Source organism: Porphyromonas macacae DSM 20710 = JCM 13914 (assembly GCF_000379945.1).
In the GTDB taxonomy this organism is placed as follows: domain Bacteria; phylum Bacteroidota; class Bacteroidia; order Bacteroidales; family Porphyromonadaceae; genus Porphyromonas; species Porphyromonas macacae.
Genome location: NZ_KB904124.1, coordinates 241,584 through 268,326 on the forward strand (window position 1 = coordinate 241,584; position 26,743 = coordinate 268,326).

The 26,743-nt window shown below is 43.9% G+C and carries 40 protein-coding genes; 39 read left to right on the forward strand and 1 reads right to left on the reverse strand.

From position 1 onward, the window contains the following. Positions 1-30 precede the first annotated feature (30 nt). From A3GI_RS0101155 to A3GI_RS0101345, 39 genes are all read left to right on the forward strand, one after another. Positions 31-579 carry a 5-formyltetrahydrofolate cyclo-ligase gene (locus A3GI_RS0101155; RefSeq protein ID WP_025079354.1) on the forward strand — a complete coding sequence of 183 codons (549 nt, stop codon included), beginning with the start codon at positions 31-33 and terminating at the stop codon, positions 577-579. Between the two features lie 23 nt (positions 580-602). Beyond that, the gene (locus A3GI_RS0101160; RefSeq protein WP_018359645.1) at positions 603-1,379 is read left to right on the forward strand and encodes a YaaA family protein; all 777 of its coding nucleotides are present in this window, start codon (positions 603-605) and stop codon (positions 1,377-1,379) included. A gap of 282 nt (positions 1,380-1,661) precedes the next feature. After that, entirely contained in the window at positions 1,662-2,132 is a 471-nt protein-coding gene (gene greA / locus A3GI_RS0101170; protein ID WP_018359646.1) for a transcription elongation factor GreA, read from the forward strand. Between the two features lie 48 nt (positions 2,133-2,180). Continuing rightward, positions 2,181-2,600, forward strand: coding sequence for an HIT family protein (locus A3GI_RS0101175; protein ID WP_018359647.1), 420 nt, complete (start codon positions 2,181-2,183; stop codon positions 2,598-2,600). A 30-nt stretch (positions 2,601-2,630) separates the two neighbouring features. Beyond that, the gene (locus tag A3GI_RS0101180; RefSeq protein ID WP_018359648.1) at positions 2,631-3,941 is read left to right on the forward strand and encodes a UDP-glucose dehydrogenase family protein; all 1,311 of its coding nucleotides are present in this window, start codon (positions 2,631-2,633) and stop codon (positions 3,939-3,941) included. 224 nt (positions 3,942-4,165) lie between these two features. Continuing rightward, positions 4,166-4,546 carry a 30S ribosomal protein S12 gene (gene rpsL / locus A3GI_RS0101185; RefSeq protein WP_018359649.1) on the forward strand — a complete coding sequence of 127 codons (381 nt, stop codon included), beginning with the start codon at positions 4,166-4,168 and terminating at the stop codon, positions 4,544-4,546. A gap of 322 nt (positions 4,547-4,868) precedes the next feature. Then, positions 4,869-5,345, forward strand: coding sequence for a 30S ribosomal protein S7 (gene rpsG, locus A3GI_RS0101190; protein WP_025079353.1), 477 nt, complete (start codon positions 4,869-4,871; stop codon positions 5,343-5,345). An 8-nt stretch (positions 5,346-5,353) separates the two neighbouring features. Next, complete coding sequence (fusA, locus tag A3GI_RS0101195) at positions 5,354-7,477, forward strand: elongation factor G (protein WP_018359651.1); 2,124 nt, start codon at positions 5,354-5,356, stop codon at positions 7,475-7,477. Between the two features lie 21 nt (positions 7,478-7,498). Then, positions 7,499-7,804: a 30S ribosomal protein S10 gene (gene rpsJ, locus A3GI_RS0101200; protein ID WP_025004015.1), complete on the forward strand. Its 306-nt coding sequence runs from the start codon at positions 7,499-7,501 to the stop codon at positions 7,802-7,804. 27 nt (positions 7,805-7,831) lie between these two features. Beyond that, positions 7,832-8,452 carry a 50S ribosomal protein L3 gene (rplC, locus tag A3GI_RS0101205; protein WP_018359653.1) on the forward strand — a complete coding sequence of 207 codons (621 nt, stop codon included), beginning with the start codon at positions 7,832-7,834 and terminating at the stop codon, positions 8,450-8,452. After that, positions 8,453-9,082 (forward strand): 50S ribosomal protein L4, encoded by a 630-nt coding sequence (gene rplD, locus A3GI_RS0101210; protein ID WP_018359654.1) that lies wholly within the window; start codon positions 8,453-8,455, stop codon positions 9,080-9,082. 14 nt (positions 9,083-9,096) lie between these two features. Then, positions 9,097-9,393, forward strand: coding sequence for a 50S ribosomal protein L23 (gene rplW / locus A3GI_RS0101215; RefSeq protein WP_018359655.1), 297 nt, complete (start codon positions 9,097-9,099; stop codon positions 9,391-9,393). Between the two features lie 7 nt (positions 9,394-9,400). Then, the gene (gene rplB / locus A3GI_RS0101220; RefSeq protein WP_018359656.1) at positions 9,401-10,225 is read left to right on the forward strand and encodes a 50S ribosomal protein L2; all 825 of its coding nucleotides are present in this window, start codon (positions 9,401-9,403) and stop codon (positions 10,223-10,225) included. Between the two features lie 21 nt (positions 10,226-10,246). Further along, positions 10,247-10,516 (forward strand): 30S ribosomal protein S19, encoded by a 270-nt coding sequence (gene rpsS / locus A3GI_RS0101225; RefSeq protein ID WP_018359657.1) that lies wholly within the window; start codon positions 10,247-10,249, stop codon positions 10,514-10,516. Positions 10,517-10,566: 50 nt separating this feature from the next. After that, positions 10,567-10,980 (forward strand): 50S ribosomal protein L22, encoded by a 414-nt coding sequence (rplV, locus tag A3GI_RS0101230; RefSeq protein ID WP_018359658.1) that lies wholly within the window; start codon positions 10,567-10,569, stop codon positions 10,978-10,980. A 2-nt stretch (positions 10,981-10,982) separates the two neighbouring features. Next, complete coding sequence (rpsC, locus tag A3GI_RS0101235) at positions 10,983-11,723, forward strand: 30S ribosomal protein S3 (RefSeq protein ID WP_018359659.1); 741 nt, start codon at positions 10,983-10,985, stop codon at positions 11,721-11,723. Between the two features lie 25 nt (positions 11,724-11,748). Further along, positions 11,749-12,183 carry a 50S ribosomal protein L16 gene (gene rplP, locus A3GI_RS0101240; RefSeq protein ID WP_018359660.1) on the forward strand — a complete coding sequence of 145 codons (435 nt, stop codon included), beginning with the start codon at positions 11,749-11,751 and terminating at the stop codon, positions 12,181-12,183. A 5-nt stretch (positions 12,184-12,188) separates the two neighbouring features. Then, positions 12,189-12,386, forward strand: a complete 198-nt coding sequence (rpmC, locus tag A3GI_RS0101245; protein ID WP_018359661.1) for a 50S ribosomal protein L29 — start codon at positions 12,189-12,191, stop codon at positions 12,384-12,386. A 17-nt stretch (positions 12,387-12,403) separates the two neighbouring features. After that, complete coding sequence (gene rpsQ, locus A3GI_RS0101250; RefSeq protein ID WP_018359662.1) at positions 12,404-12,661, forward strand: 30S ribosomal protein S17; 258 nt, start codon at positions 12,404-12,406, stop codon at positions 12,659-12,661. Between the two features lies 1 nt (position 12,662). After that, positions 12,663-13,028 carry a 50S ribosomal protein L14 gene (rplN, locus tag A3GI_RS0101255; protein ID WP_018359663.1) on the forward strand — a complete coding sequence of 122 codons (366 nt, stop codon included), beginning with the start codon at positions 12,663-12,665 and terminating at the stop codon, positions 13,026-13,028. A gap of 21 nt (positions 13,029-13,049) precedes the next feature. Next, complete coding sequence (gene rplX / locus A3GI_RS0101260; protein WP_018359664.1) at positions 13,050-13,370, forward strand: 50S ribosomal protein L24; 321 nt, start codon at positions 13,050-13,052, stop codon at positions 13,368-13,370. Next, a complete protein-coding gene (rplE, locus tag A3GI_RS0101265; RefSeq protein ID WP_018359665.1) occupies positions 13,370-13,927 on the forward strand; it encodes a 50S ribosomal protein L5 in 558 nt (185 codons plus the stop codon). The genes rplX and rplE overlap by 1 nt, the downstream gene beginning before the upstream one ends. Before the next feature lie 12 nt (positions 13,928-13,939). Next, positions 13,940-14,209, forward strand: coding sequence for a 30S ribosomal protein S14 (gene rpsN / locus A3GI_RS0101270; protein ID WP_025004018.1), 270 nt, complete (start codon positions 13,940-13,942; stop codon positions 14,207-14,209). Between the two features lie 183 nt (positions 14,210-14,392). After that, positions 14,393-14,788, forward strand: coding sequence for a 30S ribosomal protein S8 (gene rpsH / locus A3GI_RS0101275; RefSeq protein ID WP_018359667.1), 396 nt, complete (start codon positions 14,393-14,395; stop codon positions 14,786-14,788). Positions 14,789-14,806: 18 nt separating this feature from the next. Continuing rightward, positions 14,807-15,358: a 50S ribosomal protein L6 gene (gene rplF, locus A3GI_RS0101280; protein ID WP_018359668.1), complete on the forward strand. Its 552-nt coding sequence runs from the start codon at positions 14,807-14,809 to the stop codon at positions 15,356-15,358. Between the two features lie 21 nt (positions 15,359-15,379). Next, positions 15,380-15,724, forward strand: coding sequence for a 50S ribosomal protein L18 (gene rplR / locus A3GI_RS0101285; RefSeq protein WP_018359669.1), 345 nt, complete (start codon positions 15,380-15,382; stop codon positions 15,722-15,724). Positions 15,725-15,727: 3 nt separating this feature from the next. Then, a complete protein-coding gene (rpsE, locus tag A3GI_RS0101290; protein ID WP_018359670.1) occupies positions 15,728-16,249 on the forward strand; it encodes a 30S ribosomal protein S5 in 522 nt (173 codons plus the stop codon). Between the two features lie 11 nt (positions 16,250-16,260). Next, positions 16,261-16,437 (forward strand): 50S ribosomal protein L30, encoded by a 177-nt coding sequence (gene rpmD / locus A3GI_RS0101295; protein WP_018359671.1) that lies wholly within the window; start codon positions 16,261-16,263, stop codon positions 16,435-16,437. Between the two features lie 30 nt (positions 16,438-16,467). Beyond that, a complete protein-coding gene (gene rplO, locus A3GI_RS0101300; protein ID WP_018359672.1) occupies positions 16,468-16,914 on the forward strand; it encodes a 50S ribosomal protein L15 in 447 nt (148 codons plus the stop codon). A gap of 4 nt (positions 16,915-16,918) precedes the next feature. Beyond that, positions 16,919-18,262: a preprotein translocase subunit SecY gene (secY, locus tag A3GI_RS0101305; protein ID WP_018359673.1), complete on the forward strand. Its 1,344-nt coding sequence runs from the start codon at positions 16,919-16,921 to the stop codon at positions 18,260-18,262. A gap of 1 nt (position 18,263) precedes the next feature. After that, a complete protein-coding gene (gene map, locus A3GI_RS0101310; RefSeq protein WP_018359674.1) occupies positions 18,264-19,049 on the forward strand; it encodes a type I methionyl aminopeptidase in 786 nt (261 codons plus the stop codon). Between the two features lie 8 nt (positions 19,050-19,057). Further along, entirely contained in the window at positions 19,058-19,276 is a 219-nt protein-coding gene (infA, locus tag A3GI_RS0101315; RefSeq protein ID WP_018359675.1) for a translation initiation factor IF-1, read from the forward strand. A 23-nt stretch (positions 19,277-19,299) separates the two neighbouring features. Then, on the forward strand, positions 19,300-19,416 hold the full coding sequence (gene ykgO, locus A3GI_RS11295; RefSeq protein WP_081612778.1) for a type B 50S ribosomal protein L36: 117 nt from the start codon (positions 19,300-19,302) through the stop codon (positions 19,414-19,416). A gap of 43 nt (positions 19,417-19,459) precedes the next feature. After that, entirely contained in the window at positions 19,460-19,840 is a 381-nt protein-coding gene (gene rpsM, locus A3GI_RS0101320; RefSeq protein WP_018359676.1) for a 30S ribosomal protein S13, read from the forward strand. Between the two features lie 11 nt (positions 19,841-19,851). Further along, positions 19,852-20,238 (forward strand): 30S ribosomal protein S11, encoded by a 387-nt coding sequence (gene rpsK / locus A3GI_RS0101325; RefSeq protein WP_018359677.1) that lies wholly within the window; start codon positions 19,852-19,854, stop codon positions 20,236-20,238. Between the two features lie 326 nt (positions 20,239-20,564). Continuing rightward, a complete protein-coding gene (rpsD, locus tag A3GI_RS0101330) occupies positions 20,565-21,170 on the forward strand; it encodes a 30S ribosomal protein S4 (RefSeq protein WP_018359678.1) in 606 nt (201 codons plus the stop codon). Positions 21,171-21,183: 13 nt separating this feature from the next. Next, positions 21,184-22,176, forward strand: coding sequence for a DNA-directed RNA polymerase subunit alpha (locus A3GI_RS0101335; protein ID WP_018359679.1), 993 nt, complete (start codon positions 21,184-21,186; stop codon positions 22,174-22,176). 5 nt (positions 22,177-22,181) lie between these two features. Continuing rightward, positions 22,182-22,679 carry a 50S ribosomal protein L17 gene (gene rplQ, locus A3GI_RS0101340; protein WP_018359680.1) on the forward strand — a complete coding sequence of 166 codons (498 nt, stop codon included), beginning with the start codon at positions 22,182-22,184 and terminating at the stop codon, positions 22,677-22,679. A 512-nt stretch (positions 22,680-23,191) separates the two neighbouring features. Continuing rightward, complete coding sequence (locus tag A3GI_RS0101345; protein WP_051074574.1) at positions 23,192-23,599, forward strand: DUF2023 family protein; 408 nt, start codon at positions 23,192-23,194, stop codon at positions 23,597-23,599. Positions 23,600-23,737: 138 nt separating this feature from the next. On the opposite strand, the gene A3GI_RS0101350 is transcribed toward A3GI_RS0101345, so the two are convergent. Continuing rightward, positions 23,738-26,602, reverse strand: a complete 2,865-nt coding sequence (locus tag A3GI_RS0101350) for a M16 family metallopeptidase (RefSeq protein WP_018359682.1) — start codon at positions 26,600-26,602, stop codon at positions 23,738-23,740. Between the last annotated feature and the right edge of the window lie 141 nt (positions 26,603-26,743).

A 26,743-nucleotide genomic window follows, 5' to 3' on the forward strand; every position in this document is an offset into this window, starting at 1 on the left:
CTCCGGTCTGTAATGTGTCGTTTGGTAAATATGGATAAAAAAGAACTGCGCAGGGTGTTGAGGCGTATGAGCCGTGAAGATCTGACGCCTGAAATGCGGAATAAAGCATCGGAACATGTGTGCAATATGCTGGCTGTACATCCTCGATTTCAGGATGCGAAAAATGTAGGACTGTATATGGCTTTGCCGGATGAGCCCGATGTCAGCAGTCTGATACGTCAGAGTGAAAAAGAGAAAAATATTTCTGTGCCTCGTGTGATAGACGAGGAAATTATTCGTTTTTATCGTTTGACCGGGAATACCGAGCTTTGTGCAGACAATAAGTTCGGCATAGAGGAGCCGGGAGAAAATGAGCAAACGCTGGTCGATCCGCAGGAGTTGGACCTGATTGTGGTGCCGGCCCTGTGTTTCGATAAGAAAGGCTACCGCCTGGGACGAGGCAAAGGGTATTACGACCGTTTTTTGGCCCTTTGTCCGCAGGCCTATAAAATAGGGGTTACAATAGGTATGATGAGTGTGGAAGAACTGCCCGGCGATCCCTGGGATTTACCCATGCACGAGGTTATTTCCGGTATGTAGAAAACGACGTCTGTTTCTGAATTATGTTAGTCTTTCTGTCTCCGGCCAAAACTTTTACTCCTCCCCGGCGTATCAAGAGTGAAGAACTTCCGGCTACCCGGCCTCTTTTCTACGATGAAGCTCAATTGTTGGCTGCATCGGCTGCCTCGCTTACTGCAGAACGGTTGGGTGCCGGTATGCAGATAAGTCCTGATCTGGCAGCTTCTGCTTGTAGATTGTTGCAAGAGTTCCCGGGAGAAAGTACGCCGGCCGCTCCTGCTGCTTTGGTTTATTCGGGTATGGTTTTCAAGAAGCTGGATGCTGCGGGCTTCGGCCGGGATGAGTGGACTTATGCTCAGGAACATTTGTTGCTTGCTTCTTTTATATATGGTCTTTTGAAGCCATCGGATTTGATCCGGCCCTATCGTATGGAGGGGAATTTGCTGCTTCCCGAGCCGATCGGCAAGACGCCTTTCGATTACTGGAAAGATAAACTGACCGATATTTTTATCGAGCGTATTCGGATTGCAGGAGGGGTACTTTGCGATTTGGCCAGTGAAGAAATGAAAAACTTGTTTCACTGGCACAAAATCAAAAAAGCTGTTCATATTGTACAACCGCTCTTTCTGGTCCGCAGACCTGACGGCCGAACCAAACAGATCGTTATCTATACCAAAATGGCGAGGGGGTTCATGGCACGAAATATTATCAAAAACCGTATTGAAGACGTTGAGGTGTTAAAGAGAATGACGCCCAACGGCTTTGTTTACAGTGAGGCCGATTCTTCACCGGATATTTTTCGGTTTATTTTAGAAGATTAGTCTTCCTCTTTTTTACGGAATTTTTCTGTATAGCCTGTGCTTGTATGATTGAGGAGAAGAGTCTGTTTCTTTTCCTTGATGGCTGGGTTATGAAAAAAATAGTTATCTTTCGCAAAACGAGAACAGATAGAGTTCCGAAGTATCAGCGGAGTAAAAGCCTGTATTGCATTCGATTGCAGGGCTTTGATAACGTGAGGTGTTTCGGGCTTATTTTTTTATCGTTTTTTCACAGAGAGGCAGGAGTGTTGTGTGAAAATGGTAAACGATTAAAAAAGGAAAAATATGGCATACAGTTATATGACTCAGGAAGGCTATGACAAGATCATGGCCGAGATCAATGAACTCGAGAGCGTTCAGAGACCGGAGATTTCAAGACAGATAGCAGAGGCACGCGACAAAGGAGATTTGAGCGAGAATGCCGAATACGATGCAGCTAAAGAAGCACAGGGTATTTTGGAAGCCAAGATTGCTCAGCTCAAAGGGCTTATTGCGAATGCCCGCATCATAGATGAGTCTCAGGTGCAAACCGATACGGTGCAGATTTTGAATAAGGTTACGATCAAGAATCTGAAAAACAATGCCGAAATGACCTATACATTGGTATCGGATTCGGAATCGGATCTCAAGCAAAACAAGATTTCCGTGAATACCCCCATTGCTCAGGGACTGATGGGGCATGCCGTTGGCGACGTGGTAGAGATCAAAGTGCCCGGTGGTGTGATGAACTTCGAGATTGTTAAGATCAGTCTCTAAAATAATGGTTGTACCTCGGTGGCGTAGAGCCCAAAATACATTCTTATTATGTCAACCGTATTCAGTAAAATCATTCGGGGTGAAATACCCTGTCATAAAATAGCAGAGTCCGATCGCTATTTTGCTTTTTTGGATATCAGCCCCGTAACTGTGGGGCATGTGCTGGTCGTTCCCAAACAAGAGATCGATTATATTTTCGACCTCGAGGACGATTTGTTAAGCGGTATGATACTTTTTGCAAAACGTATTGCTGTGGCACAGAAGAACATATTCGATTGCAAGCGTGTTGCCGTAGCCGTTATGGGTATGGAGGTTCCGCATGCCCATATTCATTTGGTGCCGATGAATAAAGAGGGCGATTTGAATTTTGCGAAAGAAAAACTTAATTGTACGCAGGAGGAGCTGGCTGCAATTGCAGAACGCATTCGCGGCGAGTACGATCGTCTGGCCGGAGGAAAGAGCCTGTAAGAATAAAAGTCGGTTTAAGCATAGGAACCAATGAAAATAGCGGTCGTAGGTGTCGGATATGTAGGCTTGGTCAGTGCTGCATGTTTTGCCGAACTGGGAGCTTGTGTGCATTGCCTAGATGTGGATGTACAGAAAATAACCCTGCTGAAACAGGGGAAAACACCTATTTACGAGCCGGGTTTGGATGCTTTGGTGCGCAATAATATATCTGCCGGCCGTTTACTCTTTTTTACGGAACTTGAAGAGGCAATTCAAGAAGCCGAGATGATTTTTATTGCCGTAGGTACACCGCCTGATGAAGATGGATCTGCCGACCTCTCTCATGTGCTGAGCGTGGCATCGGAAATAGGTCGTTCGTTACAGCATTACAGTTTGGTGGTGACCAAAAGTACGGTGCCGGTGGGTACGGGCGAGAAGATCCGTCACGTTATCGAGAGTGAACTCGAAAAGAGAAAAGCGTCGATTCCTTTTGATGTTGCTTCCAATCCTGAATTTCTGAAAGAGGGTAGTGCCATTCAGGATTTTATGCGTCCCGATCGCGTGGTGGTCGGAGTGGATTCGGAAAAGGCAAAGGATCTGCTTACCCGTCTTTACAGGCCTATGCTTCTCAATAACTTCAGGGTTCTCTTTATGGATATCCCTTCTGCCGAGATGACCAAGTATGCCGCTAATGCTATGCTGGCAACACGCATCAGTTTTATGAACGATGTGGCGAATTTGTGCGAACGGGTAGGTGCCGATATTCATCAGGTGCGTTTAGGGGTCGGATCCGATAACCGTATAGGCCAGAAGTTTTTGTATGCCGGATGCGGTTATGGCGGAAGCTGTTTCCCTAAAGATGTAAGGGCTTTAATTCATACTGCCCGTGAAAACAGTTGCCGTATGCAGGTGCTGGAGGCCGTGGAGGCTGTAAACGAGAGTCAGAAACAAATTCTTTTTGAAAAATTCAGCCGTCATTATGCCGGGAAGCTGGCAGACCGTAAAGTGGCGGTTTGGGGACTTTCGTTCAAACCCGGCACAGACGATATGCGGGAGGCGACCTCTTTGGTGCTTATCGATCAGTTGTTGGCTGCCGGTTGTCGCATTTCTGTGTATGACCCTGTGGCAATGAAAGAGGCCGAAAGCAGATTGGGAAATCGTGTGACTTATGCCACCGATATTTATGCGGCGGTGCAGGGTGCCGATGCGCTATTTCATGTAACTGAGTGGAAAGAGTTTCGTATGCCCGACTGGAAGCGTATTTATCATCTGATGAAGACTCCGTTGTTGATAGACGGCCGTAATGTTTATGGTGTGGAGCCGTCGGAGGCCGGACTGCAGGTTATGGGTATCGGTTACTGAGCCTGTGTGTCTTTGAGGTGCTTTTTTTGGAATTCTTGTGAAAGATTTTCGGTTTCTGGATTTTGTGTGAAAGATTTTTTGAACGTTAATCTTGTCTTTCTCAATAATATATCAAAGGAACTATTGTTAAAAAGAAAAATATAACTACCTTTGCACGACCGAATGGAATAGTGTGTCCGTTCGTTTGCGAAAAGCATTTTATGATCAGTTATAAATAATTAGAAATGCCTACTATTCAACAGTTAGTTAGAAAAGGTCGGGAAACATTGCCGGAAAAGGGGAAAAGTCCTGCTCTGGAATCATGTCCTCAGCGTCGTGGCGTATGTGTACGTGTTTACACAACAACGCCTAAGAAGCCTAACTCTGCCATGCGTAAGGTAGCCCGTGTGCGCCTGACCAATGGTAAAGAAGTGAATGCTTATATTCCGGGTGAAGGTCACAACTTGCAAGAGCACAGCATCGTGTTGGTGCGTGGTGGTCGTGTGAAAGACCTGCCGGGTGTACGTTATCACATCGTTCGCGGTACTTTGGATACTGCGGGTGTGAACAACCGTACGCAACGTCGCTCCAAGTACGGTGCAAAGCGTCCGAAGGCTAAGAAATAGTATGGTGTAAGGTGGCCTTGCGGGTCGCCTCGTCATACGAAGCCTTTCGATGGATGGACAGGCGGTCCTCCGGCTTACCAAGTTTGAATGTTCTATTTAGCCTCTTGTGAGGGTTTGATGAAGATCGCCCTTTAAGTTGAGCATGAAAAAGGGATAACCCCAGAGAAAGAGTAATGCTCCCCGACAAGTTTTAGAACCGGTTTTCGAGTTCGATTTTGAATAGGCTACGAAACAGGGTTGAGTAAATGCTCCGGCGGGAGCGTTGAAGACAAAACTAAAACGACAACCAACAAGTAAACGTAATTTTTTTACATCAGAGACAATGAGAAAAGCAAAACCAAAGAAAAGGCAGGTATTACCTGATCCGGTGTTTGGAGATGTAAAGGTGACGAAGTTCGTGAATCACCTGATGTATGACGGTAAGAAGAATACCGCCTATAATATCTTCTACTCGGCGCTCGAAATCGTTAGAGGAAAGATGAAAGACGAGGAGAAGAGCCCGCTGGAAATATGGAAAGCTGCATTGGATAATATCACTCCGCAAGTGGAAGTAAAGTCTCGCCGTATCGGTGGTGCTACCTTCCAGGTTCCTACAGAAATCCGTCCGGATCGTAAGGAGTCGGTTTCAATGAAAAACTTAATTCTCTTCGCACGTAAGCGTGGCGGTAAATCTATGGCAGACAAGCTGGCGTCTGAGATTATCGACGCATTTAACAGCCAGGGTGCTGCATTCAAACGTAAAGAAGATATGCACCGTATGGCGGAAGCTAACCGCGCATTCGCTCACTTTAGATTCTAATAACGAAAATGGCAAAGAATAATCATCTCGAACTTACCAGAAATATTGGTATTATGGCGCATATCGATGCCGGTAAAACAACGACATCGGAGCGTATTCTTTTCTATACCGGCTTGACCCACAAAATCGGTGAGGTGCACGACGGTGGCGCCACCATGGACTGGATGGAGCAGGAACAGGAAAGAGGTATTACTATTACATCTGCTGCCACCACTACTTTCTGGAATTACGATAACACACGCTACAAAATTAACTTGATTGACACCCCGGGGCACGTTGACTTTACCGTTGAGGTAGAGCGCTCTTTGCGTGTATTGGATGGTGCAGTGGCTGCGTTCTGTGCTGTTGGCGGTGTGGAGCCTCAAAGTGAAACCGTTTGGCGTCAGGCTGATAAATATAAAGTACCCCGTATCGGTTATGTAAACAAAATGGACCGTTCGGGTGCCAACTTCTTTGAAGTAGTGCGTCAGGTAAAAGATGTGCTGGGTGCTAACCCCTGTCCTATTCAAGTGCCTATCGGAGCCGAAGAAAGCTTCAAAGGTGTTGTGGACCTGGTTCGCATGAAAGCGATTATCTGGCATGATGAATCTATGGGTTCTGAATACAGCGTTGAGGAAATTCCCGCTGAATTGGTAGCCGAGGCTCAGGAGTGGCACGATAAGATGCTGGAGACTTTGGCCGAAGTGGATGAGACACTGATGGAGAAATTCTTCGATGATCCTTCTACTATTACGGAGGATGAAATCCGCACGGCTTTGCGTAAGGGTACGCTGGCGATGGATATTAACCCGATGATGTGCGGTTCTTCATTCAAGAACAAGGGTGTTCAGACTTTGCTGGATGCTGTATGTGCATATTTGCCCAGCCCTATCGATACGCCTGAGGTAGTAGGTACATTGCCTGATGATGCCGAAACACAGGTTGTTAGAAAAACAGATCCTTCAGAACCTCTTTGCGCACTTGCTTTCAAGATTGCCACAGACCCTTATGTAGGTCGCTTGTGTTTCTTCCGTGTATATTCCGGTGAGTTGAATGCCGGTTCTTATGTGTTGAACTCTCGTTCGGGCAAGAAAGAGCGTATCTCTCGTATTTTCCAGATGCACTCAAACAAGCAAAACCCGATGGAAGTGATCGGTTGCGGAGATATCGGTGCCGGTGTCGGTTTCAAGGATATTCGTACCGGTGATACACTTTGTGATGAAAACCACCCGATTACTTTGGAATCCATCGAATTCCCCGATCCTGTGATCTCCATTGCTGTAGAGCCCAAAACTCAGAAAGACCTGGATAAACTGGGTGTAGGTCTGGCCAAGTTGGCTGAAGAAGATCCTACTTTCAGAGTGAAGAGCGATGAGGAAACAGGCCAAACGGTTATTAGCGGTATGGGTGAATTGCACCTTGAGATTATCGTAGACCGTCTGCGTCGTGAATTTAAGGTCGAATGTAACCAGGGACGTCCTCAGGTTGCTTACAAGGAAGCCATCACACAGTCTGTTCAGATCCGTGAGGTTTATAAGAAGCAGACCGGTGGTCGCGGTAAGTTTGCCGATATCATTGTTCGTGTAGAGCCGGCTGATGAGGGCTTCGAAGGTGAATTGCAATTTATCGATGAGGTTAAGGGCGGTAACGTACCTAAAGAATTTATTCCTTCGGTACAGAAAGGTTTTGCCCGTGCGATGAAGAATGGCGTATTGGCCGGATATCCGCTGGATAAGTTGAAAGTGACGTTGGTAGACGGTTCTTTCCACCCGGTAGACTCAGACCAGTTGTCATTCGAAGTTGCCGCTGTTTCTGCGTTCAAGACAGCTTCCGCTCAAGCCGGTCCGGTGTTGATGGAGCCGATGATGAAACTCGAAGTGGTAACTCCGGAAGAAAACATGGGTGACGTAATCGGAGACTTGAACAAACGTCGCGGTCAGGTGGAAGGCATGGAAAGCAGCCGCACCGGTGCGCGTATTGTTAAAGCTAAGGTGCCTCTGTCAGAAATGTTCGGTTATGTAACCGCTCTTCGTACTATTACTTCCGGCCGTGCAACCTCTACGATGAGTTTCTCTCATTATGCCGAAGTTGCCTCTTCTATCGCTAAGCAAGTGCTGACAGAGGTAGATGGTCGCGTAGACTTGATTAAATAATAATTCCCCATATCATAATCTATGAGCCAAAAAATTAGAATTAAACTAAAGTCTTACGATTATATGCTGGTCGATAAGTCCGCAGAGAAAATCGTTAAGACCGTAAAGGCTTCCGGAGCTGTAGTTAGCGGTCCTATACCTCTGCCTACACACAAACGGATCTTTACTGTTAACCGCTCTACGTTCGTAAACAAAAAGTCTCGCGAACAGTTTGAGCTAAGCTCTTATAAGAGACTGATCGATATCCATAATTCTACAGCCGAAACAGTGGATGCTCTGATGAAATTGGAGTTGCCCAGCGGTGTGGAAGTGGAAATCAAAGTGTGAGAACAATAATCAATAAACAAAACTGAAATGCCAGGTTTATTAGGAAAGAAAATCGGAATGACATCCGTATTCAGTGCCGAGGGTAAGAATTTGCCATGCACTGTTATCGAAGTAGGTCCTTGTGTGGTATCGCAGATCAAAACGGTAGAAAAAGACGGCTATGAGGCTCTTCAATTGGCCTTCGGTGAAGCAAAGGAGAAGAATACTTCTGCTCCCATGAAAGGTCACTACCGCAAAGCAAACTCTGCACCCATGAGGCACTTGGCCGAGTTCAAGGGTTTTGATCTCTCTCAGTACAAACTGGGTGATGTGATCAATGTAGATTTGTTTGCAGATACAGCATTTGTAGACGTTGTCGGTACCTCTAAAGGGCACGGCTTCCAAGGTGTTGTGAAACGCCATGGTTTTGGTGGTGTGGGTCAAAGCACTCACGGTCAGCATAACCGCTTGCGTGCTCCCGGTTCTATCGGTGCCTGCTCTTATCCTGCGAAAGTATTTAAGGGTACCCGCATGGCCGGTCAAATGGGAAATGAACGCGTTACGGTACAAAACCTTAAAGTGATTAAGGTTATGCCCGAGCACAATTTGCTGCTGGTTAAAGGCAGTGTGCCAGGCGCTAAAGGTTCAATCTTGTTAATTGAAAAGTAAATGGAACTGAGTATTTATAACATTAAGGGAGAAGACACCGGACGTAAGATCAACCTCAATGACGAAATCTTTGGTATCGAACCTAACGATCATGCTATCTACATGGACGTTAAGTTGATCATGGCCAATCGTCGTCAGGGTACCCATAAAGCAAAAGAACGCAGCGAGATGTCCGGAAGTACCCGCAAGCTGATCCGTCAGAAGGGTGGCGGCGGTGCTCGTCGTGGGGATATCAACTCGCCTCTGTTGGTGGGTGGTGGCCGTGTGTTTGGTCCGAGACCCAGAAACTACAGCTTTAAGCTGAATAAAAAGGAAAAAGCGCTGGCTCGTCGCTCTGCTTTGGCTTATAAGGCTAAGAACGAAGAGATACGTGTGATTGAGAACTTCTCATTCGATGCGCCTAAAACAAAGAATTTTGCAGCTTTGTGCAAGGCTATCAACGTGAGCGATGCTAAATCTTTGTTCGTATTCCCCGTTATCGAGGAAAACATCAGACGTTCTGCCAATAACTTGCCGAAAGCCAGTCTGTCTACTGCAGCTCAATTAAACACTTATGATGTGTTGAATTGCAAGCACCTGGTGCTTACAGAAGATGCTGTAGCTTTCATTAATGATAATTTTAAGGCGTAAGGAGGATATAAACAATGAGTAGCATTATCATTAAGCCGATTATCTCCGAGAAGATGACGGCAATCACAGAGGGGATGCCCGAGCGCTGTGCTTTCCGTGTAAGTACGAAAGCAAATAAGATTGAGATTAAAAAGGCTGTTGAAGCCATGTATAATGTAAAAGTCGCACAGGTAAACACCATGAAATATGAAGGCAAGCGTAAAGATCGCTATACGAAAGCCGGCATGATTCATGGCCGTAGCGCTGCTTTCAAGAAAGCTGTCGTTACATTGATGCCGGGTGAACAGATCGACTTTTTCAGTAATATTTAATTGAGAAATGGGAATACGTAAGCTTAAGCCCACAACCCCGGGGCAGAGACACAAAATTATTGGTGCTTTTGATACAATCACTGCAAGTGCACCAGAAAAGTCTCTTGTATGCGGTAAACCTAAAAAGGGAGGCCGTAACAATACCGGTAAAATGACCATCCGCTATGTGGGTGGCGGCCATAAACGCCGTTTTCGTTTTATCGATTTCAAGAGAACAAAGGACGGCATTCCTGCTGTGGTAAAGACTATCGAGTACGACCCGAACCGTACTTCGCGTATTGCTTTGCTGTATTATGTCGACGGAGAAAAGAGTTATATTCTGGCTCCGGACGGATTGCAGGTTGGCCAAACAGTGATGTCGGGAGAGGATGCCGCACCTGAAGTAGGAAATGCGTTGCCTCTTTCTAAAATTCCCGTAGGTACGATTATCCACAATATAGAACTTAGACCGGGACAGGGTGCCAAATTGGTACGTTCAGCCGGAGCTAATGCACAGTTGACTTCTCGTGAAGGAACTTATGTGGTTATTAAAATGCCTTCTGGTGAAACTCGCCGTATTTTGTCTGCCTGTAAAGCTACGATAGGTAGTGTTGGCAACAAAGACCATGCTCTTGAAAAATCAGGTAAGGCAGGTCGCTCACGCTGGTTGGGTCGCAGACCTCACAACCGTGGTGTAGTTATGAACCCTGTTGATCACCCGATGGGTGGTGGTGAAGGTCGCGCATCCGGTGGCCATCCCCGTTCACGCACAGGTCTTTACTCTAAGGGCTTGAAGACCAGAGCACCTAAGAAACACTCTTCGAAGTATATCATCGAAAGGCGTAAGAAATAACACTGATTAATCAAGAACATTATGAGTCGTTCACTAAAGAAAGGTCCATATATCAATCTGAAGCTCGAGAAGAAAGTATTGGCGCAGAATGAGAGCGGTAAGAAGTCTGTTATCAAGACTTGGGCACGCGCATCAATGATTTCGCCGGACTTTGTTGGGCATACGATTGCAGTGCATAATGGCACTAAGTTTATTCCTGTTTTTATCACCGAAAATATGGTGGGACACAAGTTGGGAGAATTTTCTCCTACACGTACGTTCCGTGGCCATAGCGGTAATAGAAAGAAATAATTCGGTTGAGATTAATCTCAGGAATCTGAAATAAAAAAGTATTTAATATAATGGGTTCAAGAAAACAAAAATCAGCCGATGCCCGCAAAGAAGCTCTGAAAGCATTGTACTTTGCTTCACTGCGTAATGTGCCCACTTCTCCTCGAAAGATGCGTTTGGTGGCAGACATGGTACGTGGTATGGAAGTAAACCGTGCTTTAGGTGCTTTGCGCTACTCTAAGAAAGAAGCGTCTGTACGGCTGGAGAAATTACTCCGCTCGGCTATAGCTAACTGGGAAGAAAAGAATGGTCGCTCTGCAGAAGAAGGCGAACTCTACATTTCACGTATTTTTGTGGATGGAGGTAGTACCTTGAAGCGTCTGCGTCCTGCACCCCAAGGAAGAGGTTATAGAATTCGAAAACGTTCGAATCACGTAACGCTCTATGTAGACACACTCACTAATAACGAAAGCACAAAGAACTAACGATGGGACAGAAAATTAATCCGATAAGTAACCGTTTGGGCTACATCCGTGGTTGGGATTCTAACTGGTATGGTGGCTCTAATTATGGAGAGAAGCTGCTCGAAGATAGCCGTCTGCGTCGTTATCTGAAAGCAAGATTGGCAAAAGCCAGTGTATCGCGCATCGTTATCGAACGTGCTCTGAAAGTAATTACCATTACGATTTGTACGGCTCGTCCCGGTATGATTATCGGTAAGGGCGGCCAAGAAGTTGATAAGCTGAAAGAAGAGTTGAAGAAGGTAGCGGATAAAGATAAAGATATTCAAATCAATATCTTTGAAATCCGCCGTCCGGAGCTGGATGCTGCTATCGTAGCAGACAATATCGCTCGCCAATTGGAGGGTAAGATCGCTTATCGCCGTGCAGTGAAGATGGCTATTGCTTCTGCAATGCGTGCCGGTGCCGAGGGTATCAAGGTGCAGATTTCAGGTCGTTTGAATGGCGCTGAGATGGCACGTTCTGAAATGTTTAAGGAAGGTCGTACGCCATTGCATACACTGCGTGCCGATATCGACTATGCACAAGATGAAGCCTTGACCAAGGTGGGTCTTTTGGGCGTAAAGGTTTGGATCTGCAAAGGAGAAGTGTATGAAAAGCGCGACCTCGCTCCTAACTTTGCTGCTCCCAAGAACACCGGTCGTCGTGAAAACGGCAGCGGAAACCGTTCAGATCGTCCTCGCCGTAAGAAAAGAGGTAATCGCTAATTTTTTAAGTTGACAACAGTAGAAAATGTTACAACCAAAGAAAACCAAATTTAGAAGACAGCAAAAGGGCCGCAGCAAAGGTTTTGCCATGCGCGGCAATCAGCTGGCTTTCGGTTCTTTCGGAATCAAGTCTTTACAGACAAAGTGGATTACCGGTAGACAGATCGAGGCTGCTCGTATTGCTGTTACACGTTATATGCAACGTCAGGGGCAAGTTTGGGTACGTATATTCCCGGATAAGCCAATCACAAAGAAACCGGCTGACGTACGTATGGGTAAGGGTAAGGGTTCTCCGGAGGGCTTCGTGGCTCCCGTTACCCCGGGCCGTATGATTTTTGAAGTGGAAGGCGTGCCTTATGAAGTGGCCAAAGAAGCTCTTCGCCTTGCTGCTCAAAAACTTCCTGTTACTACTAAGTTTGTAGTTCGTCGTGATTATGATATGTCTAAAACTAATGCATAGCCGATATGAAGATAGCAGAAATGAAAGAACTCACTGTGGCTGAATTGAAAGAACGATTGGCTGCCGAAGAGCAAAACTATGCTCACATGCGCATCAATCACGCTGTGTCTCCTTTGGACAAACCCAGCCAGTTACGTGATACCCGTCGGATGATTGCACAGATGAAGACAGTACTTCGCGAACGTGAAATAAATAATAACTAATCTCTGAAGCGAACTCGATGGAAACAAGAAATTTAAGAAAAGAACGTGTGGGTGTTGTTTCAAGCAACAAAATGGAAAAAACCGTAACCGTTGCCGTGAAATGGAAAGAAAAACACCCTATCTATGGTAAGTTCGTGAATAAGACGAAGAAATACCATGCTCATGATGAGAAAAATGAATGTAATGAGGGTGATACCGTACGCATTATGGAAACTCGTCCGCTGAGCCGCACTAAGAGATGGAGAGTTACAGAAATAATCGAAAGGGCTAAATAAGATGATACAACAAGAATCAAGACTCGTCGTAGCAGACAACAGTGGCGCAAGAGAAGCGCTGTGTATTCGTGTGCTGGGTGGTACTCGCCGCCGTTACGCTTCCGTTGGTGATATCATTGTCGTTTCGGTTAAGAGTGTTATTCCCTCCAGCGATATTAAGAAAGGCGCCGTGTCTAAAGCAATCATTGTACGTACGAAGAAAGCTGTTCGTCGTGCGGATGGTTCTTATATTCGTTTTGATGACAATGCTTGTGTGTTACTCAATGCCGCAGGCGAAATGCGTGGTAGCCGTATTTTCGGCCCCATCGCTCGTGAGTTGCGTAACAAGAACATGAAGATTGTTTCTTTGGCACCGGAAGTCCTCTAATTTTATTATAACGAAAGAATCATGAGTAAGTTACATATAAAGAAGGGCGACACCGTATTTGTTAACTCCGGTGAAGACAAAGGCAAGACCGGCCGTGTGCTGGAAGTGCTGGTAAAAGAGCAGCGTGCTATTGTAGAAGGAGTTAATATAATCAAGAAGCACACCAAACCCAGTGCTCAGCACCCTGATGGAGGTATTGTGGAGAAGGAAGCCTCGATTCATATCTCTAATTTGAACGTGGTGGATCCGAAGACGGGCAAACCTACCCGTATCGGCCGTCGTGAAGATAAAAATGGTAAGCTGTTTCGTTTTTCTAAAAAATCAGGAGAGGAGATTAAGTAATGAGTACAACAGCAAATCTGAAGAATGAATATAAGGAGCGTATAGTGCCTGCTTTGATGAAGCAGTTCGACTATAAATCTGTGATGCAGGTGCCCGTGCTGAAAAAGATTGTTATCAATCAAGGTTTGGGTATGGCAACAGGTGATAAGAAGATTATTGATATTGCTATTCAGGAACTTTCTGCAATCACCGGACAAAAAGCCGTTGCTACCGTATCAAAGAAAGATATTTCAAATTTCAAACTTCGTAAGAAAATGCCTATCGGTGTGATGGTTACATTACGTCGTGAGCAGATGTACGAATTTTTGGAGCGTCTCGTTCGTGTGGCTTTGCCTCGTATTCGTGACTTTAAGGGTATAGAAAGCAAGTTCGACGGACGTGGTAATTATACCCTTGGAATTCAAGAACAAATCATTTTCCCTGAAATTAATTTGGATTCTATATCTAAAATTATGGGAATGAATATTACCTTTGTAACCTCTGCGGCTACAGATGAAGAAGGTTATGCTCTTTTGAAAGAGTTTGGCCTGCCTTTTAAGAACGCAAAAAAAAGCTAATTAAATAGAAGAATGGCAAAGGAATCAATGAAGGCTCGTGAAGTTAAGCGAGCTAAGCTGGTGGCCAAGTATGCAGACAAACGTGCACAGTTGAAAGCTGAGGGCAATTATGAAGCTTTGCAAAAGCTCCCCAAAAATGCTTCTCCTGTACGCTTGCATAATCGTTGCTCTATGACGGGCCGTCCGCGCGGATATATGCGTCAGTTTGGTATTTCACGTATTCAATTCCGTGAAATGGCTTCTAAGGGATTGATACCCGGAATAAAGAAAGCCAGCTGGTAAATGAATATATAGAAGCCTTGCTCTCTGTCTTGAGTCCTGACTCCTGACAGAGGGCATGGTTATAAATATATTAAACTATCGGATGCATAGGGACCAAAAAGGTTGAAAAGCTTGTTTTATCGTGTATGCATCATATTGTTAAATATTGTCCGGGTGTTCCGGATCAATTTAATTTTTTAATCAATGACAGATCCTATTGCAGATTATTTGACGCGGCTGCGTAATGCGGTAAGTGCCGGTCACCGAGTGGTGGAAGTGCCTGCGTCTAATCTAAAGAAAGAGATCACCAAGATTCTCTTTGAAAAGGGCTACATCTACAATTACAAGTTTGTGGATGAAGGGCCACAGGGCTTGATAAAGATAGCTCTTAAGTATGATCCACAAGACAGAGTAAACGCAATCAAAGCTTTGAAGCGTGTTTCGCGTCCGGGCTTGCGTAAGTATGTGGGATATCGTGAGATGCCTCGCGTTCTCAACGGATTGGGTATCGCTATCCTTTCTACATCGAAAGGTGTGATGACCGACAAAGAAGCTCTTCGTGAGAAAGTGGGCGGTGAAGTTTTATGTTACATTTATTAATCTTAGGAGATACAAAAGATGTCAAGAATTGGTAAGTTGCCTATTAGCATTCCTTCCGGTGTGACAGTATCTCAAAAGGATAATGTAATCACCGTAAAAGGACCAAAAGGAGAACTTTCTCAAGTAGTTGCTCCTGAAATTGAAGTTAAGATCGAGGGTTCGGAGATTGTCGTAAGCCGCCAATCTGATGAGCGTGCCGATCGTTCGTTGCACGGTTTATATCGTTCACTTATCAATAATATGGTAAAAGGTGTTTCTGAAGGTTTTTCTAAAACACTTGAACTGGTGGGTGTGGGTTATCGTGCTTCTAATCAGGGTCAAATTCTCGAACTCTCTTTAGGTTTTACGCATAGTATTTTTATGCAATTGCCGAGTGAGGTTCGGGTTGAAACTAAGAGTGAAAGAAATAAGAACCCATTGATTATTTTGGAAAGTGCAGACAAGCAATTGCTGGGTCAGGTGTGTGCTAAAATTCGCTCCTTCCGTATGCCGGAGCCTTATAAGGGCAAGGGTATTAAGTTTGAGAACGAATATATCCGCAGAAAATCTGGTAAGTCTGCCGGTAAATAAACGCTAAACTTTTGAATAATCATGGTACAAAAAGATAATAGAAGACTAAAGATCAAAACTCGGATTCGCTCCAAAATCAGCGGAACGGCAGAGCGTCCGAGATTGACTGTTTTCCGTAGCAATAAGCAAATCTATGCTCAGCTTATTGATGATGAAGCGGGTAAAACGCTTGTTTCATTTTCAAGTCGTGGCTTGGAAGCTGAAGGAAATAAGAAAGAGATTGCAGCGAAAGTGGGTGCAGAGTTGGCCAAACGTGCCAAAGATGCTAATGTTTCGACTGTAGTATTTGATAGAAACGGATACCTCTATCACGGTAGAGTAAAGGCTTTGGCTGATGCAGCCCGTGAAGCAGGTCTAAAATTTTAAAAGATGGCAGGAATGAATAATAAAGTAAAATCCGTAAGTGACGTTGGTGAACTGAAAGATCGGTTGGTTGCTATCAATCGCGTTACTAAGGTAACAAAGGGTGGCCGTACGTTTACATTTGCTGCCATCGTCGTTGTTGGAAATGAAGATGGTGTTGTAGGCTGGGGTCTTGGTAAAGCCGGTGAAGTATCCGCTGCTATTGCCAAGGGTGTTGAGGCTGCAAAAAAGAATCTGATTCGTGTGCCGATTCACAAAGGTACTATCCCTCACGAACAAAGTGCTCGCTACTCCGGTTCGAAGGTTTTTTTGAAACCTGCTACAGAGGGTACGGGAGTTGTGGCCGGTGGCGCTATGCGTGCCGTATTGGATAGTGTTGGCGTTACCGACGTGTTAGCTAAGAGTTTCGGCTCTTCTAACCCTCACAATTTGGTAAAAGCGACATTTATGGCTCTGAGCGAGATGCGTGATCCGAAGATGATTGCCAAGGTGCGTAACATTTCTGTAGATAAAGTATTTAACGGTTAAAATTATATTCAATGGGAACAGTAAAAGTACAGCAAGTTCGCAGCCGTATTAAGTGTACTAAAGTGCAAAAGCGTACGCTGGATGCTTTGGGACTGAAGAAAATGAACCAAATCGTGGAGCATGAAGCTACTCCTCAGATTATGGGTATGATAAATGCCGTTAACCATTTGGTTCGTGTAGTAGAATAATTAAGACGCAAATAAAACAGATTATAAGATATGAATCTTTCAACTTTGAAGCCTGCAGAAGGCTCTGTTAAGACGCGTAAGAGAATAGGACGTGGTCCGGGTTCAGGCTTGGGTGGTACTTCTACCCGTGGTCATAAAGGAGCTAAGAGCCGCTCGGGATATAAGAAAAAAAAGGGGTTTGAAGGAGGCCAGATGCCTATTCAGCGCCGCTTGCCCAAGTTTGGCTTTAATAATATCAATAGAGTGGAGTATCGCCCTATCAATTTGTCTGACCTGCAAAAGCTGGTTGAGCAAAAAGGGGTTTCGGCCATATCAAAGGCTGAACTTGTAGATGCAGGTTTGGCGCAAAATAAAGATCTTATTAAAATCCTGGGCAATGGAACCCTGACAGCAAAAGTTGAGGTTACTGCTCATGCTTTTTCTAAGAAGGCAGAAGAAGTAATCACAGCAGCCGGTGGTAGTTGCATAAAGTTATAAGCTCATGCGGTTTGTTGAGACTATAAAGAATATATGGAAGATTGAGGATTTGCGTAAGCGACTCCTCACTACCATTTTTTTCGTGCTCGTCTACCGATTGGGCTCCTTTGTGGTGATTCCGGGTATTGATCCGAGTGCTTTGTCGTCACTGAAAGATCAAACCTCTACAGGTTTGTTGGCATTGTTGGATATGTTTTCCGGTGGTGCTTTTTCCAATGCTTCGATTTTTGCTCTTGGGATTATGCCATATATCTCTGCCTCCATTGTGATGCAGTTAGCTGCCATTGCAGTACCTTCTTTGCAGAAGATGCAACGCGAAGGAGAGAGCGGAAGACGTAAGATCAATCAAATTACCCGTTATTTGACCGTGGCGATTTTGATTCTTCAGTCTCCTGCATATCTGATAAACCTTAATACTCAACTTCATGCCGTAGGTGCTTCTTTGCCCGGAGGTTTTTGGTTCCAGTTTGTAGCTGTTATCATCCTTACTGCCGGAAGTATGTTTGTTTTGTGGTTGGGTGAAAGAATTACGGACAAGGGTATCGGTAATGGTATTTCATTTATCATTTTGATCGGTATCATTGCTCGTCTTCCGCATTCTGTGGTTGCGGAGTTTTCTTCTCGCTGGTCAAGTGGATCCGTAGGAGGGCTCGTTGCTTTCTTGGCAGAAATCGTATTCTTGCTTTTTATTATTGCAGGTGCAATCATGTTAGTACAGGGAACACGCCGTGTGCCGGTACAATATGCTAAGCGTGTGGTTGGCAATAAACAGTATGGAGGTGCCCGTCAGTATATTCCTCTTAAGGTTAATGCGGCAAATGTAATGCCTATCATTTTTGCTCAGGCTATTATGTTTATCCCTATTTTCCTGGTAGGTTTCTCGAAATCTGCCGAAAGTAGCGGTTTTGTTCGTGCATTTATGAATAACACCAGTTTCTGGTACAACTTTGTATTTGCGTTCCTTATTATAGTATTTACCTATTTCTACACCGCGATTACCATTAATCCCACGCAGATGGCTGATGACCTGAAACGTAATAATGGTTTTATCCCCGGAGTTAAGCCTGGTAAAGCTACAAAAGACTATATCGACCAGATTATGGATCGTATAACTTTGCCGGGGGCATTTTTCCTGGCTATTGTGGCTATTTTACCTGCTTTTGCTGAAATTTTTGGGGTGAGTGCTCAGTTTGCTCAGTTCTTTGGCGGTACTTCTTTGTTGATTTTGGTGGGTGTCGTATTGGATACTTTGCAACAGATAGAAAGTCACTTGCTGATGCGCCATTACGATGGTTTGCTGAAGAGTGGTAGAATTAAGGGTAGAACCGGTTCTGTAGCTGCATATTAAAATGATCTATCTGAAAACGGACGAAGAGATCGAGTTGATGCGTGAGGCAAATCAGTTGGTTGGTAAAACATTGGCTGAGGTTGCTAAACATATAAAACCGGGAATAAGTACTTTGGAGTTGGATCGTGTGGCGGAAGAATTCATCCGTGATCATGGTGCTGTTCCGGCTTTTCTTGGTTATGGTGGTTTCCCCAACAGTCTTTGTACTTCCGTAAATGAACATGTGGTTCATGGCATTCCTTCTGCAAAACATATTTTGAAAGACGGAGATATCGTTTCTGTAGATTGCGGTACAAAGTTGAATGGTTTTACCGGAGATTCGGCTTATACTTTTGCTGTGGGAGAAATTTCTTCCGAAGTAGAAGCTTTACTCCGGACAACAAAAGAATCGCTCTATGTGGGTATTGAACAGGCAGTTGCCGGTCATCGGGTAGGTGATATTGGAGCTGCTGTACAAGCTTACTGTGAGAAACGGGGTTTCCATGTGGTGCGAGAGTTAGTCGGTCACGGTATAGGTCATGATATGCATGAATCGCCTGAAGTGCCTAATTACGGACACAAAGGTACCGGAGCTTTATTGCGTGCCGGCATGTGTATCTGTATTGAACCGATGATCAATTTGGGATCTAAGAATGTGGTTTTTGAGAAGGATGGCTGGACTGTCCGGACCAAAACGCGTAAACCTTCAGCTCACTTTGAGCATTGCATTGCAATACGTGAAGGTAAGGCTGAGATCCTCTCTTCGTTTGAATATATCAAAGATGTTTTAGGTGACAGAGAATTTTAATAAAGTATATGTCTAAACAAGCAGCAATAGAGCAAGACGGAGTAATCCTTGAGGCGTTGTCTAACGCTATGTTTAAGGTGGAACTCCAGAGTGGCCATATTATTACGGCGCATATATCGGGAAAGATGCGTATGCATTATATAAAGATTTTGCCGGGTGATAAGGTCAAAGTAGAGATGTCTCCTTATGATTTGTCAAAGGGACGTATCTCTTTTCGTTACAAGTAAATTCAAAAAACAGCAAAATAGATATGAAAGTAAGAGCATCAGTTAAAAAGCGCACTTCTGACTGTAAGATTGTGCGCCGGAAAGGTCGCTTGTATGTGATCAATAAGAAAAATCCTAAGATGAAACAACGTCAAGGATAGTTTTTAAGTATTAATCGTTGCATAATTATTTTACCAATAGAATATGGCTATAAGAATTGTTGGCGTTGATTTGCCACAAAACAAACGAGGAGAAATCGCCTTGACCTATATCTATGGTATCGGCCGCAGCAGCGCTTCAAAGGTTTTGGATGAAGCCGGTGTAGACCGTAATATCAAGGTAAAGGACTGGACAGATGATCAGGCGGCCAAAATCCGTGAAATCATCGGAGCGAACTTTAAGGTAGAGGGTGAATTGCGTTCTGAAGTACAAATGAACATCAAACGTTTGATGGATATCGGTTGCTACAGAGGTATTCGCCATCGTAATGGATTGCCGTTACGCGGACAGAAAACGAAAAATAACGCGCGGACCCGTAAGGGTAAGAAAAAGACCGTTGCGAATAAGAAGAAAGCTACTAAATAATAAAGGTTGATATGGCAAAGAAAATAGTTGCAAAGAAGAAAACCGTAAAAGTTGATGCTATCGGTCAGGCACACATCCACTCTTCTTTTAATAACATCATCATATCCATTGCCAATAGTGAAGGTCAAGTAATTAGCTGGTCTTCTGCCGGTAAGATGGGATTCCGTAGCTCTAAGAAAAACACTCCTTATGCTGCTCAAATGGCAGCTCAAGATTGTGCTAAAGTAGCTTACGACCTGGGGCTTCGCAAGGTTAAGGTGTATGTGAAAGGACCGGGTAATGGTCGTGAATCTGCTATCCGTACTATTCATGGTGCAGGTATTGAAGTTACTGAAATCGTTGATGTAACGCCAATGCCACACAACGGATGCCGCCCTCCTAAAAAGAGACGCGTATAATTATCAGCTAAAACAAAAATCCTTCTAACATTATAGATCGTTTTTCTATAAGATTAGATTTTAACGTTTTAACATACACAAAAAACGAAGCTTGGTATCTTTAATTGATTATGAAATAAAGCAGTAAGATACCGAAGAAGAAAAGAAACAGAAGAAAAACGGAACGAAAGAGTAACGAGGTGAATAGATTGGCTATCTTACTTTCATATAGTTTATACCCTCTCTCCTTTTTGTCAATCGCGGCTGCACACGTTGCAAATATTTCGTATTTGTATTTTTCTGCCGATTAGATTTTGAAGAGCTTCATATTATAACAGAATAAAACAATGGCAAGATATACAGGTCCTAAGTCCAAGATCGCTCGTAAGTTTGGTGAGCCTATCTTTGGCGCTGACAAAGTTTTGTCCAAGAAAAATTACCCTCCCGGTCAGCACGGCAATAACCGTCGTCATAAGACCAGCGAGTATGGTACGCAGTTAAAAGAAAAGCAAAAAGCTAAATACACATATGGTGTATTGGAGCGTCAGTTTCGCAATCTTTTTGAGAAAGCTCAACGGAGCAAAGGTGTAACCGGTGAAGTGCTGTTGCAGTTATTGGAGAGCCGTTTGGATAATGTCGTTTATCGTCTCGGTATTGCTCCTACCCGTTCTGCCGCCCGTCAGTTGGTTTCTCACCGTCACATCACCGTAGATGGCGGTGTGGTAAATATCCCGTCTTACTCTTTAAAACCGGGTCAGATTGTTGGTGTGCGTGAGCGTGCTAAAAGTCTTGAAGTAATTTCAGATTCTCTGGCCGGTTTCAATCATAGCAAGTATCCTTGGCTGGAGTGGGAAGAAAGTACAAAATCCGGTAAAGTTTTGCACATTCCGGAGCGTACCGATATTCCCGAAAACATCAAGGAACAATTGATTGTAGAATTGTATTCTAAATAATCCACTTAATCCCATGGCAATATTAGCATTTCAGAAGCCCGAAAATGTAATAATGATGGACGCGTCAGATACGTTTGCGCATTTTGAGTTCCATCCGTTGGAGCCTGGCTACGGCATCACCATTGGTAATGCTTTAAGGCGTATCCTCTTATCTTCACTCGAGGGGTTTGCCATCACCTCTATTAAGATCGATGGCGTAGATCATGAATTTGCTACTATTCCGGGTGTATTGGAGGACGTTACCAACATAATCCTTAATCTTAAACAAATACGCTTCAAGCAGATCGTTGCTGATACTAACGAAGAGACTTTCTCTGTGTTGGTTGAGAAGAAAGATGTATTTACAGCCGGAGATTTGAATGCCCAATTAAGCGCATTTGAAGTTCTTAACCCGGATTTGGTAATCTGTCATCTCGACAAATCAGCTTCTGTCAATATCGAATTCAAAATCTCGAAAGGTCGTGGTTATGTGCCTGCAGAGGAAAATCGTCAGGCAAACGGTGATTTGCAATCGATTGCAATCGATTCGATCTACACGCCTATTCGCAATGTGCGTTATTGGGTGGAAAACTTTCGTGTAGAGCAGAAAACCGACTATGAGAAACTTCTTTTGGAGGTGACTACCGACGGTAGCATCAGACCTCAGGAGGCTCTTCGTGAAGCTGCGATCATTATGATACAGCATTTGCAACTTTTCACCGAAGAGAATATCGAGGTTGAGAAGTCGGAGATTGGTGCCATCGATGAGTTGAATGCAGAGGCCCTTCGTATGCGTCAGTTGCTCAAGAACAGTCTGGAAGATTTTGATCTCTCGGTACGTGCTATTAACTGCCTCAATTCAGGTGGTGTATATACGTTGGGAGAGCTTGTGCGTTATCAAAAGAGTGACTTGTTGAAGTTCCGCAACTTCGGCAGGAAGTCTCTGAACGAGTTAGAGGAGTTATTTGATACGCTCGGCCTATCGTTTGGGATGGATATTAGCAAATATAAATTAGAAAAAGAGTAAGAACGATGAGACATAATAAGAAATTCAATCATTTAGGTCGCACGCATGCCCATCGAGCAGCTATGCTTTCTAACATGGCTACTTCGCTCATTATGCACAAGCGTATCTTCACTACGGTGGCCAAGGCTAAAGCTTTGCGCAAGTATGTGGAGCCTATGGTTACCCGTGCAAAAGAAGATACCACACACAGTCGTCGTATCATTTTTGCCGATCTGCAAAATAAATATGCAATTAAAGAGCTTTTTGGTGTAGTTATTCCTAAAGTAGGCGATCGCCCGGGTGGATATACCCGTATTATTAAAACGGGATTTCGTCAAGGTGACAATGCTGCTATGTGCTTCATTGAACTTGTGGATTTCAATGAAAATATGCTTAAGGATAAAGCTAAAACTGCTGCACCTAAAACACGTCGCTCACGTCGTAAGAAATCTGACGATGTTGCTGCTACTGCCCAAGCTCAGACCGAACAGTCTGCAAAGGAAGAGACAAAAGAGGAAGCATAGTCAAATAATTGATCTTTTTAGAGAAAAGGCGACTCCGAAACAAAGGAGTCGTCTTTTTTTGTTTTGTAATTCGGCATGTTTTGAAGGCTGTTTTTTAACATGAATTCAATCCAAAGTGCAAGCAAGATAAAGTCGGTTTGTAAATCTTTGATATTGAGTTTGGATTTCGAGTAAGGGGGCTGTAAGTGGTAATCCCGAAGATAAGATTGATGGATATAGGATATTCAGATGTTTAGGTGCTGTTGTTTCCTTTGAGTTCGTGAGGTTTCGAAGAGAGATGCCTCTTATAATACTCTTTATCTTATGTTTAAGTTTGCAATAAACGTGCTTTGTCTGCTGATTTTATAGTTTGTTTGAACATTGAAGTCGATATATATATATCCCGGCAAGATACCTTTCAATCCCTATAAATCATTAAATAAAAGGGAGATAAAAGCAATCAATATCATCTTTTGTGGTGATATTTGATTTGATGCTTGTTGTGTATTTTTGTCTTAAATAAAGCTATGAATATGATTTTGACAAAAATTGAAAAAGATAATAGAACGGCCGTGATCCCTTTGTCTGTCATAGAGGCCCTTTCTACCGAAGTGAAAGTGTTTTTACATCATATTTATGAATACGAGAAAGGTGTGCGCAGAATGGTTTTATGCACACTGCATGCCGATGAATGCCAATTTGCATGTGAACGGTTGGAAAGCAAGGGAATCGCTTTTTTTACACAGCCTACGCCGGGAGGGAAGCGTGTTAATGTCTTTTTCGGACGAAAAGAGTGTATTGAAGCTATACGGCTGTTTACTTGTAACAGACCTCTTAACAGCTTGAGTGCAGAAGAAGATTTTATCATCGGAGCTTTACTCGGTTATGATGTATGCCAGCAGTGTGAGCGTTATTGCGAACGCAAGAAGATGGAGGTTTGAGGAGTATTTCGTATTTATGAATAAGTTTTCTCTTTTTCTTTGATAAGAGGATGAAAAATATAAAAAAGGAACCATTATTCGAGAAGAGTAATGGTTCCTTTTTGTTAGCCATCAGCCTTAAGGCTGATAATGACATCTTTATTTTTTCTCTTTTGCAATGTCCTTTTCTGTTTTTGTGCTGCGAAGGATGATTTTTGAAACGTTCTTTTGTTTGTAAAGTTCCTCTGCAAATTTGCGAACAGATTCCGGGGTGATTGCATTCAGTTCTTTTTCGTAGTTGGTTACAAAGTCTTTGTTCCAGATAATATAGTCTACTGCATTATTCAGCCAATAGCCGTTTTCTACCAGTTTCTCCGCATGATCTTTCTTCATGTTTTCAATCGTCTTGGCAAAGTATTCTTTGTTCAAGCCGTTTTTAAGCATTTCTTCATATTCTTTGAAGATCAAGCTGTTCAGGTGGTCTACTTTTTCCGGAGCTGTGCGGTAGAAGATCTGTATGGCAGCTTCACCGACAGGCAGTCTCTCCAGCTTTCCACCTACGCTTACACCATAAGTTCCTCCTTCGTCTTCGCGTATGCTCTTCAGGTACATCTGGTTCATTACTGCAACCAATACGTTCATTGAGATTGCATTTTTGAGATTATACGGCATTCTGCCATTAATTACGCTCAGTACCATGGCCATCGGTGTATCGAGGTCTTTCTTATAGTCGCATACATTTGTTCCTTTGCTCATTTCAAAAACCTTATCCAATGCGGGTTTTTCTTTTTTTCCGGATGCAGGTAGAGAGGCAATGTACTGTTCGACCAGAGTTTTCATTTTTGCTTCGTCGATATTACCCACGAAGAAGAAGCTGAAATCACCGGCATTGGAAAAACGTTCCTTAAAGATTTGCATGCAACCCTCGTAGTTTACTTTTTCCAGATCTTCGGCTTTCAGAGGAGTCATATACTTATTGCCCGGGTATAACACTTGCATGAGGCTGTCTGCGAAACTTTTTAGCGGATTTTGCTGAGCGGCCTGCAGCTCTTCTATAGAACGTTGTTTATAGGCTTCAAATGCTTCTTTATCAGCGCGCTGAGCTGTGAATTGCAGGTGAACCAGCTGCATCAGGGTTTCCAAATCTTCGGTAGTACTTTGTCCTGAAATATTTTCCGTGGTCATATTTACAGCAGGACTGATTGAGGCAGTACGTCCGGTCAGTGCTTTTTTCAGCGCTATTTGGTCAAAATTGCCCAATCCGCCCAGTTCTGCTACATCGTTGATAACCTTCATGTTGGTCAAATCTTTGGCCAGATATGGCAAATAACCGCCAAAGCTTACGATGTTCATACGGATTTCGTTCTCTTTGTGGTCTGTTTTCTTCAGATATACTTTGGCTCCGTTGCTCAGCGTCCACTCCGTCATACCGTATTTGAGATTTTCTTTTACGCCCACCACCTTGCCCGGTTTAGGCATGGTTGTCATTAGTTTTTCGTCGCTTTTTTGCTCTTTATAAGGGTCTACTTTGATTTTGCGGGCATTCTGGAATGTTTTAAGGAGTTCTGCTTCTGTCGGATATTTGAGATTATCTTTTTTGGGTCCCATGGTGAAGATCACCAGATTTTCAGTATCGGGCAGCCCCTCTTTCATTATCTGATTAACAGCTTGAATCGGGATGTTGGGAGCCAATTGTTGCAGTGTTTTGTATTCTGTTTCTATGCCGGGGATGTATCCGCCACGAGTGAAGTAATTCTTGTATTCCTCTGCATAAGTTCCATTCTTGCGTTTACCACGCTCTTTGTAGCTGTTTTCATATGCTTTTAACAGGTTTGTGCGTGCACGGTCATATTCGCTTTCTGTAAATCCGTGCTGACGTACGCGTTCGATTTCCATGGCCAGGCGAATTAAAGCTTCATTCAGCCCTCCCTCCTTTACTTGAGCAGAAATGCTTATGGCATCCATCATCGGGGTGATATCCATATACATACCGATAGACATATCGGCATTCATAAACGGAGCATTCGGTTTGATGGTGATTTCATGGAAACGGTCGTTCATCATGTTTTGCACTATCGAGTACAGGTAGTTTTGAACCATGCCGTAGATCGTTCCTTTCTGCTCACGGCTCAGCGGCTCTACTTTGAAATTGATGCTCAGTATCGTAGACGTTGCTTCAGAATCTGTGGCGATTACAACGATAGGTTCTTTATTGTCTTCAACTTTCAGATATTCACGCGGAGCCGGATTTACCGGTTTAGGCACGTCTTTGAACATCTCTTTGATTTTGTTTTCCACGTAATCCACATTTATATCGCCCACGATAATCAAGCCCTGCAAATCCGGGCGATACCATTTGTGATAGTAGTCGCGCAGTTCTTTATAAGAGAAATGATCTACCACGTCCATGCTTCCGATCGGCAGCCGCTGGCCATAGCGATTTTTGGGGAATATGCGTGGCAGGATGGTTGTAAACATACGCATGGAAGCATTGTTGCCTTGTCTCCACTCTTCGTGTATAACGCCGCGTTCGTTGTCGATCTCTTTTTCTTCCAAAGAGATAAAGTGACTCCAATCATGCAGGATCAACAGACAGGAGTCGATAATGCCTGAGCGATTCGAGGGCACGTCCATCAGTGTGTAAACCGTTTCGTCGAAACCGGTATAGGCGTTCAGGTTTGCCCCGAAACGTACGCCGTTTTCTTCAAGGTAGCTGATCAGGTTTTTTCCGGGGAAGTTTTTTGTGCCGTTGAAGGCCATGTGTTCCAAGAAGTGAGCCAATCCGGACTGTGAATCTTCTTCCAGAATAGAACCGACACGTTGTGCTATGTAGAAGTGTGCACGCTCTTTAGGGTTTTCGTTGTGTCTGATAAAGTAGGTTAATCCGTTCGGTAAGGTGCCCATGCGCACTGCCGTATCGATAGGCAGAGGTGGCATTTGAGGTTGTTGTGCTTCCGATTGTGCAAACAGCGGGGTCAGCACAAGTGTCATGGCAGCAGCAACCAGAAGTTTTTTCAGGTTCATTGTGTTTGTTTATAAAAGTTAGTTATGATTATCGCAAATATACAGAATTTCTTTCAGGTGCAATAGCTAAATAGAACACCTATATAACTTTTTTGAAAAAGATATATCGTGTAACTGTTTTTGTGAGGATAGGCTTCTTGA